Origin of the sequence: Nakamurella endophytica (assembly GCF_014646215.1) — a bacterium.
Classification (GTDB): domain Bacteria; phylum Actinomycetota; class Actinomycetes; order Mycobacteriales; family Nakamurellaceae; genus Nakamurella; species Nakamurella endophytica.
Genome location: NZ_BMNA01000003.1, coordinates 563,386 through 575,911 on the forward strand (window position 1 = coordinate 563,386; position 12,526 = coordinate 575,911).

General features: G+C 70.0%; 8 protein-coding genes. 2 read left to right on the forward strand and 6 right to left on the reverse strand.

Annotation, left to right across the window (positions count from 1 at the left end):
* Positions 1–62: 62 nt before the first annotated feature.
* The 6 genes from IEY37_RS09735 to IEY37_RS09760 form a co-directional block, all read right to left on the reverse strand.
* Positions 63–638 (reverse strand): hypothetical protein, encoded by a 576-nt coding sequence (locus tag IEY37_RS09735; RefSeq protein WP_188941321.1) that lies wholly within the window; start codon positions 636–638, stop codon positions 63–65.
* 165 nt (positions 639–803) lie between these two features.
* Complete coding sequence (locus IEY37_RS09740; protein WP_188941322.1) at positions 804–1,649, reverse strand: aldo/keto reductase; 846 nt, start codon at positions 1,647–1,649, stop codon at positions 804–806.
* Positions 1,650–1,839: 190 nt separating this feature from the next.
* Complete coding sequence (locus tag IEY37_RS09745; protein ID WP_188941323.1) at positions 1,840–3,978, reverse strand: DEAD/DEAH box helicase; 2,139 nt, start codon at positions 3,976–3,978, stop codon at positions 1,840–1,842.
* Positions 3,975–5,282, reverse strand: a complete 1,308-nt coding sequence (gene brxD / locus IEY37_RS09750) for a BREX system ATP-binding protein BrxD (protein ID WP_229674235.1) — start codon at positions 5,280–5,282, stop codon at positions 3,975–3,977. Before brxD ends, IEY37_RS09745 begins: the two co-directional genes overlap by 4 nt.
* The gene (pglZ, locus tag IEY37_RS09755; RefSeq protein WP_188941324.1) at positions 5,279–8,065 is read right to left on the reverse strand and encodes a BREX-2 system phosphatase PglZ; all 2,787 of its coding nucleotides are present in this window, start codon (positions 8,063–8,065) and stop codon (positions 5,279–5,281) included. The genes brxD and pglZ overlap by 4 nt, the downstream gene beginning before the upstream one ends.
* Positions 8,062–11,814, reverse strand: a complete 3,753-nt coding sequence (locus tag IEY37_RS09760) for a DUF6079 family protein (RefSeq protein WP_188941325.1) — start codon at positions 11,812–11,814, stop codon at positions 8,062–8,064. Before IEY37_RS09760 ends, pglZ begins: the two co-directional genes overlap by 4 nt.
* A gap of 160 nt (positions 11,815–11,974) precedes the next feature.
* On the opposite strand from IEY37_RS09760, the gene IEY37_RS09765 reads away from it, so the two are divergent.
* On the forward strand, positions 11,975–12,241 hold the full coding sequence (locus tag IEY37_RS09765; RefSeq protein ID WP_188941326.1) for a type II toxin-antitoxin system Phd/YefM family antitoxin: 267 nt from the start codon (positions 11,975–11,977) through the stop codon (positions 12,239–12,241).
* Positions 12,238–12,519, forward strand: a complete 282-nt coding sequence (locus IEY37_RS09770; RefSeq protein WP_188941327.1) for a type II toxin-antitoxin system RelE family toxin — start codon at positions 12,238–12,240, stop codon at positions 12,517–12,519. The genes IEY37_RS09765 and IEY37_RS09770 overlap by 4 nt, the downstream gene beginning before the upstream one ends.
* Positions 12,520–12,526 lie beyond the last annotated feature (7 nt).

Consider the following 12,526-nt stretch of genomic DNA (forward strand, 5'->3'; position numbering starts at 1 on the left):
TGCCCGGCGGCGGCGCGGGTCGCCCGCCACCCCGGACGTGCCGACGACCTGCGGGTCCGGGATCAGCCGGCCGTGCCGGCCGGCCGGCGGATGCGATCCAGGGCGGACAGCACGGCGTCCACGTCGGTGACGTCGTAGAACGCGTTGGTGTAGGTGGCGCGCAGCAGCCACTCCGCGCCCGTGTTGCCGCCGATCACCAGCCCCCGCCCGGCGACGGACTCCGGTCCGAACAGGATGTCGACGTGCCGGCCGTCCCGGCTCCGCCGCACCGTCGAGGAGGCGACCGGGAAGGAGTGCTCGGTGACGGAGTGGCCGACCACCACGACCGCCCGGCCGGCGGTCAGCCCGTAGTACGTCCGCCGGGCCCGCGCCGCCCGGTGGAACCAGCGCCCGACCAGCAGCCAGAGGCCGACGGCCGCGAAGACGCACCCGAACACGGCGAAGAACCACGGCGCGCCGGCCCGGAGCGCCGTGGTGAGCCAGAAGCTGATGAACCCGCAGAACACCACGCCCATCGCGGTGCACGCCGCGTCACCGCGGCGCCACCGCAGGGCCGGATCCGGCTGTCCCGCCCACAGCACCGGCTCCCGCCCGCGCAGGGCCTCCTGGATGCGGACCCTCGCGTCGTCGTCGGGCACCGGTGGATCGTACGGCCGCGGCGGCGCGCGGCGGCGGTCCCGAGCGGGTGACAGCTGCCGTCGCACCGGCGCCCCGGCCCCGTGCCGGAGACGGCGAGACCCGCCGCGGATGTCCGCGGCGGGTCTTCCACCGGTGCTGCCACGGCGCGATCCGCGCCGCCCGGGTCAGCTCGGGATGTAGTTGAACTCGTCCGGGTTCGGGCCGGTGCGCTCGTCCTTGTTCAGCGCCGAGATCTGGCCCATCTGCGCGTCGGACAGCTCGAAGTCGAACAGCTCGAAGTTCTCCTGCATGCGGCTGGGCGTCACCGACTTCGGGAAGACGATGCTGCCGTGCTGGATGTGCCAGCGCAGCACCACCTGCGCCGCGGTCCGGCCGACCTCCTGCGCGATCCCGGTGATCACCGGGTCGCCCAGCACACCGCCCTGCGCGATCGGCGACCAGGCCTCGGTCGCGATGCCGTGCTCGGCGTCGTACGCGCGCAACTCCTCCTGCGTCAGGTACGGGTGCACCTCGATCTGGTTGATCGCCGGGGTGACCGTGGTCTCGTCCGCGAGCCGATTCAGGTGGTGCACCTGGTAGTTCGAGACGCCGATGCTGCGGGCGCGGCCGTCCTGGTAGAACTCCTCCATCGTCTTCCAGGTGTCGACGTAGTCCAGCACCGCCGGCAGCGGCCAGTGGATCAGGAACAGGTCGATGCGGTCGACGCCGAGCGCCTCGAGCGTCCCGTCGAAGGCGCGGCGGGCGTCGTCGGGGGCGTGGAAGCCGTTGTTCAGCTTGCTGGTGATGAAGATCTGGTCCCGCGAGATGCCGGACTGCGCGACGGCCTGCCCGACCTCCTTCTCGTTGCCGTACATCTCCGCCGTGTCGATGTGCCGGTAGCCGATCTCCAGGGCCTTGGTCACGGCCTCGACGGTGTCCTCGGGCTTGATCTGGAACACGCCGAAACCGAGCTGCGGGATGGTCACCCCGTTGTTCAGCCGGATGTCGGGAACTGCGTTCGGGCTCGTCATGCGTCCTCCTGATGGTCGATGTGCGGGAAGAGTCCCGGCCGGCGCACCTGTCGGCGCGCGGCTCCTGGGTTCTCCCTGTCCCAACACCTGCGGTACCCCGATCGTCCCGGATCCGCACGTGGCGAAGGCCACGCCGTCCGCGTCAGGTCCGACGCAGCACGCCCTCGCCGTCCTGCTCACGTACGGTGGGTCAGCTCTGCACGACCGCGGCCAGGCCAGTGTCGAGGACCTGCCTGGCGCTCAGCGGGTCAGCCAGTCGAAGTGCCAGGGTCTGGACTGCCAAGTGGTAAGGGAGCGCGTCGCTGAACTTGAGGCCGCGGATCGCCTGGTCGTCGACGGCGGGCAGATCGCTGAAGTGCTGCTGGTCTCGCGCTGCCGTCAACCGTTCCCGGATGCCGTCGAGGGTCAGGTCCCGGTGCAGCCGCAGCCATATCTCGCCCAAGCGTTGGCTGGAGTCCACCAGGTCGGGCAACCAGGCGAGCAAGGTCCGATTGGTCCGCATGCCCGCCCACGTCCACCACCGCCAGTCACCCTTCGTAGTGCGTTGCAACACGGGTCCGTCCCTGTGCACGACCCCGGCGAGGTCGGCTCGCAAGGAGCGAATCGCAGTGGTGGCGCGCTCGGTGAAGACGACACCGGGGACGTCGGCGCCCAGGACGACGTCGCGCATCCCGGTCGCAAGGGTGAAGGACAGGCTCGGCGACAACGACGCCCAGCGTGCCCGGCCGCCGCCGGCCGCCGGTTCGACGAAACACCGGTGGCGGGTCCAATCCACGTGGGTCACCTGCCACGATCGGCCACCCAGGAGCAGCCGTCTGCCGTCGGGCCGGTCCTCGGTGAGGACCTCGATGCCGACCGAACCGATCTCCGACCGACCGGCGACGACGGTGAACTGGGGCGGCGATGTGAAGACCGACAGCAGGCCCATGAAGTGCCGCCGGCCGAACCGTCGCTCAGCGCTCGGACCGACAAAGGCCGTACCGCCGTCCTGGTCGAGGAATCCCTGATCGAGCAGGTGCTCCAGGATGTCCTCGCCGACACGGTCCATTAACGGGAGTCCGCCCCAGGGCTCGGACCACCGTGCGAGCGGGAAGCCGTGCCCGGCGAGGGCCTCCGCGAGGAGCTGTTGCGCGACGATGTGATGAGGATGGGGCGGTGCCGTGACGGGTTCCACCCAGCCCTGCTTCCAGCGCAGCACGACGGACGTGGTGAGCAGTGTCGATTCCGGGGAGAGGCAGAGGAACAGGCAGTTGCGCGAGGTGCCGGCGCGTCGTCCGGTTCGACCGAGTCGCTGCAGGAAGGACGCCACCGACCGCGGAGCATCGATCTGGATCACGCGGTCCAGGTCGCCGATGTCCACGCCCAGTTCCAGCGTGGACGTCGCGATGATGACGCAGTCGCGGGCTTCGGCGAACGCTCGCTCCGACTCACGACGTTGCGACAGCGACAGGGATGAGTGCGACAGGTAGGTCGTCACGCCGCGGGTGCGCAGCGCCTGACCGAGTTCTTCGGCATAGCGCCGGGAATCGACGAACACCAGCCGCTTCTCGCCGCGGTGCAGCGCAGCGATGACGGTCGCGGCATTCTCGAGGCTGCCGACGTGGTCGACCGTGACGTCCACCGGTGGCGCGCCGCTCGATGGCACGGCCGTCTTCTCGCCGACGTCCGGTGCGATCACCGTGCCTCGCTCTAGATCGGGTCCGGCGAAGGGACGGCCCTGCAGCCAACCGAGGAGCTCCTGAGGGTTGCCGATGGTGGCCGACATGCCGACCCGCTGGAGCTGCCGGCCCAGCAGGTGTTCGAGCCGTGCCACAACGGCCAGGAGATGCCAGCCGCGGTCGTCGCCCGCGAAGGCGTGCACCTCATCGACCACCACGGCCCGGACCCCGGACAGGAATGTCGCAGCATCGACGTGCTCGGACACCAGCATGGATTCCAGCGACTCCGGCGTGGTGAGCAGGACGTCGGGGCGGCCGATCTGAATCTGCCGGCGGCGTGCGGCATCAACATCGCCGTGCCACAGCGCTGCTGACCGGCCGACCCACTCGGCGTAATCGGCCAGGCGCCCCTCGAGGTTGTTCAGCAGGGCTTTCAACGGGCACAGGTAGAGCAGGGAGACGTCGGTCCACCGCTCGGCCGCCATCCGTGTCAGCAACGGAAAAATGGCCGCCTCGGTCTTTCCGGCGGCGGTCGGGGCCAGCAACAGCGCGTCCCGCCCGGCAGTGATCGGCTCGACGGCGGCCGCCTGCAGCGGCCGGAGACCGGTCCACCGCAGGCTGTTGACGATGTGGTGCTGCAGCGACGGGTGCAGACCGGCGAACGGGTTCACAGCGGGATGTCGTCGGCCGTGAGGCCGCGCGCGGCCAGCCGCTCCGTGTCCGTCAGCTCGCGGTCGTCGACCTGCGGCAGCCCGGCATCGTCAGGTGTGAAACCGGGGATCAATTCGATCCGATCGAGAAGGTCGACCAGCTTGCGGAGGAACAGGCGAGGGGCAACCCCGATCTGACCGCCGAGCTGTCCGGCCACCGACTTGGCCAACCGGGCGACCAGCGCGTCCGACGCCCGGTCATGGAAGGCGCTCGGCTCGGCCACCCCTGCAGCGACGAGGTCACGGACGCGGACCCCCACCTCGACCAGCCGGTCCAGATCGAAGCCTGGCAACCGGATCTGCGGAGCCCGGGGGTTATCGAAGCGAGGGTCACCGAAGTCGGTGGCCAGGCGGGCGGCGAGCGGGCTCAGCCCCGCGGCGCCGTGGCGGCCGTCGAAGAAGGTAGGGGTGCCCGTGATGACGAGATAGAGGCCTGGGTAGCGCCCGGCGTCCAACTCGTCGATCCACTGCCGCAGGGCGTTGAGTGCCTTCGCCCGCGCGTCGGATCGCATGCGCTGCAGGGTTTCGACCTCGTCCAGCACGACGACGAGCCCGGCGTGCCGGGACCCCTGCAGTACGGCGAGCAGGCCCTGCAGGAAGCCCATGGCCAGGAAGTGGTCGATGTCGCCGCGGACCCCGGCGACTCGCTTGGCCGCCGCGCCGACGTGCGGCTGACCGGACATCCAGGCGATCACCGCCTCGGCCGTCGTCTGGTCGCCGTCGGCCAGTCCCTTGAGGTAGCCGCGCAGAGCCAACGGGAACACGGGAGTCGCCTGGGCAACCTTGCCGAGTCGCTCGGTGAGCAGGCTTTCGATCTGCTCGGTGGACGCCTCCGGCATTCCGGCCAGCGCGGCAGCCTCTTCCTCGACCGTGAAGAGCCACGCGTCGACCACCGGCCGGAATCCGGACGGCGGGAAGGCGGCGGTCCGGAGCGACTCGGTGATGCGCCGGTAGACCGTCTCGAGCTTGTGCAAGGGTGTTTCGAGCTCAGAGATCTGAACCTCGGCAACGGCGAAACCTCTGCTGAGCGCGCGCTGCTCGAGCCACCGGGCGAAAAAGGTCTTTCCTGAGCCGTATTCGCCGCGGACCGCCTTGAACGCGGCTCCGCCACCGGCGACGGCCTCGAGTTCCGCGTCGACGGTCGGTGCGAATCGCTCCAGACCGACGGCGAGCGCGTCGAGGCCCCCGGCAGGCACCGTCCCTCGCCGCAGCGCGTCGATGATCTCCCGGCGCCGGACCGGAGAGATGTCCGCCGGTCCCGTCACCGCAGTCCGAACTGTTCGTACAGCCGTTGGACGGACAGCTGCACCCGCGTCGGGTCCTGACTCAGCACGGTCACCCCGTCGATGTTGAGCACCTGACCGAGCACGGCGAGCGTCCCGGACAGGCGCCGCTCGGGCACCTCGAGAGCCACGGCAGCCTGCGCGCGAGGCTGGGACCCGCCGGCCGCGATCAGCCCGCGGAGCAGGGCCGCAATCCGTTCCGGGGACACGGTCGGGGCGAACCTGGCCCGGTTGGCTTCGAAGAGGCGATGGCGCAGCAGTGCGGTGACCGCGTCGGCTGGGGCAGCTCGGGCCGGCCGTTCAGGCGCCACGGTCGCCGGTGTATCGAACAGCGCAGGTTCTCGACTGCGCACGGGACGGACGGAAGGGGCCTGCGACTCGCGGAGGGGCTGCGCCGGCGCCAGCGGTCCGGCCCACCATTCCGGCGTGCCTCCTGCGCTCTCCACCAGCGGCAATCCCGGCGGGATGGAACCTGCGGCCAGGATGGCAACGGGCACGACGATCTCCGCGAGAGCGGCGCCACCGTGGTACCCGGCCTTCTTCGTGCCGTAGCGGAGCTGCTCCTCGACGGCCAGGATCGCTGTTCCGGCCTCGGTCAGTACCCGGCCGCCCTGGACCAGGACCTCCCGGTCGGTCGGACCGTCACCGTCGGCGGATCGCCAGCGGGCGGTCTTTTCGCCGCTGCGGTCGATGCCGAGTTCGCGTCGCTCGACCACGTGGCCGTGGTCACTGGTCAGCACCACGGTCCGACCGACCCGCGCGGCTGCGGTGAGCAGGTTGTCCAGATGGGTGATGGTCGACGTCGTCCAATGCGTGCCGATGGGATCCGATCGATCCAACGCGTCGTCGATGGTGTTGAGCACGCAGGCCACGACAGGGCGGTAGGCAGTGTCGTCGATGGCCGCCCGGACCGGTTCCGGCAAAGCGAATCCCGCGGATCGGGCTTCCAGATCTCCCTTGTGGAACAGCGTCGGCCCGGCCGACAGACGTCCTAGGGCCTTGCTCCGGAGCCACCGATCGAAGTTGCGTCGCTCGTCCGCTGCCTCACCGGCGACCAGCCGTCCGGACAGCAGCGAGCAGCGTGAGAGTCGAGTGAGCGTCGGAAGTGCGGCCAGCGCGGCCCTGCTGCCGGGGTCGCCGGCAATCTCTGCCTCCAGCCAGCCGCCGAAACCGCACGCGTCGGCGATCACGTCATGCAGGGCCGCAGCGCTCATTCCGTCCGCCACGACAAGGAGCACCGAGGATGCGTCGTCCGCAGCAGGGCGGGTCAACGGTAGGACCACGCGGTCCAGCACGTGCTCGACGAGCATCGGGTTCTGGGTGGCGTCCACGGCTGGGTCGGCAGCGGTGCCGGCGATCAGCTGGGCTGCTGCACGGTCCTGTGCGGCGCGAGCGAGGCGGATCCGCCCGAGGATGTGATCGACCACCTGGGCCATCGCGGGGTCGTCATACCCCTCGAACAGGTCGTTGACGGCCGTGTCGATCCACGATTCGTCGTCCCGGTACCGCACCGGCAGCGTGGCGATGTCCAGGAAGGGTCGAAGCGGCACGGTCGCTCGGCGGAGGAGTCGGACCAGTGCGCGACCAACTCGAGCCCCTGCCGGCTGTGTGGGTGAGTCGCCGGGACCTACCTGGACGTGCTGCTCCACCTCGTCCCAGACCGCTTCGACGGGCGCCAGAGCGGCGGTGTCGATCTGTGACCCTGGAGTCCACGATTCCAGGGCCGGCGCCGCCGCCCGGGCCAACGCCGTGAGCCGGAAAGGTAACGCGTTCGGCAGCACGTCGGAGCGTCGCACCAGTTCTCCGGCACGGAGATCCACTGCAAGTGCGTCCGCGCGACGCAGCGCGGCGTCCCGGGCGAGGTGGTCATCGGGCCGGCCGGTCAGGAGGCGCCGGCCCGCATCGGCGGCGGCGACGGCCCAAGCGACGGTGGCGGCCTCCGTCAACTCCGTGCCGATCCGCTCCTCCAGCCGCCCCAGTAACACCGACTCCCCGCGGCTCTGACCGACGCTGGCGGCGCCCTCGAGGGTCAGCCCCGCCACCAGCCCGAGGGGTAGCAGGTCGGCCGGGCCGCTGCGGCTCCAGGCCGTCGTCAGTGCGGAGGCAGCCCGGCCCAAGCCGGGGCGCAACCAGCCGAAGACCTCGGCGACAAGGTCGGGATGCGCGTCCCGACGCCAGAGTTCGAATCGTGCGACATGGTCGGGAACGGCCGACCACAGCAGCACGTCGACCGGGGAGGGTTCGGGTTCTTCCAAGCCGAAACCGGTGGACACGAGCGTGTGGAATAGGTGATCCCGCGTCAGCACACCGGCCGGAGCCGGGCGTATGTCCTGCACCGCCCCGAGCCGACTCAGAGCCGATCGGGCGCCGGCCGTGGTCGTGAAGAGCTGCGTCTCTTGCCGGTCGGCGGAGAACAGGTCGAGCAGCGCGCTGAGCGGGTGCGGTGAGAGCGGACGGTGGTCCACCAGGTGGTCGCAGATGCCGTCGCCGAGCTCGGCCGCCTCCAGATCGGTGAGGATGACGGGCGCCGGTTCGGTCTCATGCCGGTGTCGCAGGGCGTCGCGGACGGCGAGACGCGACGGACACGGCCAGACACGGTAGGTCGACCCGTCGGCCTCGAGGACGTCGGTGCCCGACCACACCGGAGTGGCCAGGATCGCGAGCACACCGCGTCGCCGCTTCCGGCGCATGAGCCGGATCTGGGCGATGACCGTCGACCTGTCGACCGTCGCCGCCAGGTTGTCGGTGGTCGTCGTCGGGCTCATGTGCCGTCCCGGGGCTGTGCCACGACCATCACCTCGAAGTCGAGGTGGGGGAAGGCGGCCAGCGCTGCAACGATCCGGGCCCGGACGTCTGCCTCCCGGGCTCCCGCGTTCTCGACGTCCACTCCGACGCGCTGCCAGGTGCCGCCGCTGGGCGACGGTGCCGGTGAGGCGGCGGCCATCGGCGCGGTCAGGGCGCTGGTGACTGGCGCGACGGGACGCTGGCCTTCCAGCCACCGGTCCCGCTCGTCGGCGGCCACGGTGATCGCGCGCGCCAGCGGCGTCACGTACTCGTGGTCACGGATCGACGTCCGCAACTGCTGGACGATGGCTCGAGCGGTTGTGTCCAGGGGCTCACTGGCCTCTGCCGCCTGCCGGACGCTGGCGAACCGGGCCCACGGGTAGGCGGCGATGGCGTCGACCACCTGCTGTGCGGAGGACAAGCTGCGCCCGATCTCCTGATCGGTTCCCGGAAGGACGGCCTCGGCCAGCAGGGCGACGAAGGCGACCCGATCGACACCCGGGCGCTGCAGGCGCTCGAACAGGTCGACCAGCGCGCGGGCGAGATCGATGCGGGCACTGGTCCCGACGTCGAACGCCTGGTCCAGCTCTTCCAATCGGTGGACCAGCGCGCGCTGCTCCGCGGCCGCGGTGGCAACTGCTGGGCGACCATGGTCGACGAAGACCGCCAGATTCGATGCGGTCAGGTGCTCGTTGCCTCCCTGACCGAACCAGTGGCCGAACCGCTCGACTGCCTGGCCCCACAGCCGACTCTCGGGCAGCGGTTCGCACCGCAGCTCCATCTCACCACGGATGTCCCGGATGGTGGGCGGATCCGGGATGGGCGTGCCGAACTGGTACCACGCCCGTCGCTGTCGGAGTGCCCACGCGGCGACGATCAGGTCCCGGACACCGTCCGACAGACCTCGCCGGTCCGCCGGACCCGAACTGATGGCGGAACGGAGGACCTCCACGGGGACGGACCCGGTCGCGTCGTAGCCGGCGGCGGACAGGGCCTGGGAGATGCGGCTGTCCCAGGTGGCGAACTCCGTCGACGTGAAGATGAGGTGCGTTTCGTTGACCTTCGCCAGGCCGAGCGGCTGCACGATACGGCGCGCCGTGTCGCGGTCGTGTCGCTCGAGGACCACCCGGCCGTCCGCGTCCGCGTCCGCGCGCCGCAGGAAGCTCAAGACCTGGGTCAGTTCCCGGTCGGTGACCAACTGTCCGGGCGGAGAGAACTCTGGATGATCGGGATAGACCGCGGTGAAGGCTTGATCGATCAGCCGCGCCGCCGCATCCGCGAATGTCGCGCCGACCGGCCGTTGGGGGCGGAAGGTGTCGCTCAGCGACACCAGGGGTGGCTCCTCCTCGAGGAAGGTCCGTCCGCCGGCGATCCCGTACACCTGCATCAGGCGGGACGAGAACTGGCTCCGCAGACCGGACTGTTGCCCTTCCAGGATGGCCCGGGCTTGCGGCCGCTCGTACTCGGAGAGGTCGGCGGCGTGCACCGCCCACTTCTCGTTGCGCAGCAGGGTGTTGAGGATGACGAGTCGACCGAGCTCCTCGTTCTCCTCTGCTGTGAAGAACGTAGGCACCCAGGCGAGTGTCAACGTGGAGTCGTGATCTCCGCGGTAGCGCTCGAGCCGGATGTGGTCCTCGCGGGCGCCTTGGCCCGGGGCATCGAAGGGATAGTCCAGGACCATGCGCACAGTTCCCGGTCGGGCTCTCAGGGCGTCATCGGGGACGTAACTGCGGTCCCGGATGTTGCCGAAGACGTACTCCACCTCGCGCTTCGTGCCCCGCCAGATGACCGTGTCGCTCACCACGCCGTCCAGGGCGCGGTTCTCCGCGTCGACCCGGAGCTCCTCGAACAGCATCTCCCGGACGAGATCCCGGCGGCGGCCTTCGGTGTCCTCGTTCCTGGCTCGGTCCAGCACGCCTTGGTAGTCGACGTCGGCCAGGGTGACGGTGATCAACGGGTCGGCCTGGCCGTCCGGGACCCGGACCTCGGGCACGCGAGCGCGCCAGTCCCGGACCTTGCGGACCGCCTGGCTCGCAGCGTCCCCGGGCAGCACCTCACGAATCGACCCGTGGTTCAGGGCAGCCAGGCGCGACGCAGTGATCGCGGACAGCGCAGGCACGTTGGGTGCGAGAGCAGCAAGGATCAAAGTCTTCGCCAGGCGTACCTCACCGGCCGTACCCGGCGGGAGATCGGCGTCGGCGGTGTCTGCCGAGATGTTGTTGCTGGACAGGATGAAGGGGCGCAGCTTGGTCGTCCACAGATCCCGCGCCTGGCGGAAGCGCTCCGCAACCCGCGGATCGGAGGATGGCGAGGTGCCCGTGACGATGTCGTCGAAGGCGTCGCCGACCGGCATGACGTGATCGATCGTCAACCGGTCCGCTCCATCGATCAGCATCTTCTGCATGACCTTCAGTGCCGTCCGCTCCCGTTGCATCAGCCCGGCAAGGCTCTTCAACGTGTCGATCAAAGCGGGCGAGAAAGGGTAGGTCAGACGGAACGCCGCAGTGTCCGAGCCGCGGTGATCCTCATCCACGTTGATGTTGTTGCGCAGGACCTCCCAGACTCGAGGGTTGCGGTCGAGCCGGCCGAAGGCCGCCTCTAACGCGGCCGCGGCAGCGGGATTCCGCGGCTGCAGGAGTCGCCGGTGGGCGACCGCAGGAAGGTTCTCCTCGCCCAACGGAATGGTGGCGAATCGACCGGACTGGTGCTGCAGGGCCCGTTCCAGGGAGTCCTGTTCGGCCCCGAGGCCGCTGCGGTCCAGCCAGCGCCGCAGATCGTGCTGGCGGGCGACGAAGGACGTGATGGGCACGGCCAACCGCCCCCGGCTGCTCTCCACCAGCTTGGTGATCTTCTGAACTTCGGCGTTCAGCCGCTCGCGTTCGGTGATGAGGAAGGTCAGCCACAACACCAGCTCGTCGAGCAGGAGCACGACACCGTCGTACCCGAGGGACTTGGCGTGCTCGGCGATCGCGGCCAGCCCGTCCTCGAGGGACAGCCAGTCGCTGTTGCGGGAGTAGCTCTGGTAGTAGGCGCCGGTCAGTGCTTGCTGCAGCAATGTGCGCTCGGCCGGGTCGGCCTGCGGGGCGACCGCTGCGTCGTAACGCTGGGCTGTCCAGCTCGACGTCACCCCGAGCCGGCTCCAGATCGAGCCGCCGGGTTGGGCTACGGCCGCGTTGAGGCACTCGAAGAACTTCGCGTCGCCGAGGAGCGTGCGCATGCCCGCCGCATCATCGAACAGGCCGCGCGCGGAGTGCAGGACGGGTGGTGGCGCTTCCGGATGCAGCGCGGTGACCTGTTCCAGGTACTGCGAGAACAGCGCAGACTCGACCGTGCGGCTGTCCAGGAAGTGGAACGTCAGCCGTAGGAGCCGGTTCGAGTCGAGTTCGGGGTGTCGGGACAGCACTGGCTGCAATTCCGCGATGGCGCGAGCCTTCGGGTGCCGCCCGAGTAGAGCGTGGAGCACCGCCATGAAGTGGCTCTTGCCCGAGCCGAAGGAGCCTTCGATGAACGCCGCGCGATTCTCGCCGCTGCGCTGAGCCTCCGCGACCAAGGACAGCGCCTGGTCGAAGGCACGCGCGAGCTCCGGCGTCACGACGTAGGTGTCCAGGGTGGCGGCGAGCTGGTCGGCCTCCACGGACTCCGACAGGCGCAGCACGTAGTCGTCGGTGCCGGCACTCTCCGGGATCTCGAAGATGTCCCGCAGCCGCGGAACCGCCCCCACGTGGCTCACCGTTGTCCTCCTGCGTTCACTGCCCAAGCCCCCGGGTCATCGTGTCATCCCCCGGACCGCCGGTCAGCACAGTTGCGGATCCGTGTCCCGGTCGCGCCAGGGCCGGCTCGTTGGTCAGGTGCCGTGGCACGGTGACCACGGGCGCGCCACAATGGTGGCCATGACCAGCGAACCTCTCCGCACGGTCCGGGACCATCTGTCCGAGGTGGTGGACCGCGTCGAGCGCTATCACGAGCGACTCACCATCACCCGTCACGGACACGACGCCGCCGTGCTGATCAGTCCTGACGACCTCGCGGGCCTCGAGGAGACGCTCACCGTCCTCGGGGATCCGGAGGCGCTGTCGGACATCCGCGAGGCGGACGCTGCGTACCTCCGCGATGACGTCGTGCGCGGCGTGGATGCGGTGCGACGCCTGCGTCCATGACTGACGGTGCGGACTACGAGTTGGTCGTCACTCCGCCGGCTCGCCGGGCACTGACGGATCGACTCCCGGAGGCGGTTGCCGGCGCGGTGATCGACTTCTTGACGACGGCCCTGGTGAAGGCGCCGTATCGGGTCGGCAAGCAGCTGCGCGAGCCCCTGGACGGAATCTGGTCCGCCCGAAGGGGCACGTACCGCATCCTGTACCGGATCGTCGAACCGCGGCGGGAAATCGTGGTCCTCCGGGTCGACCACCGACGCGATGTCTACCGGCCGCGCTGACGCCGCC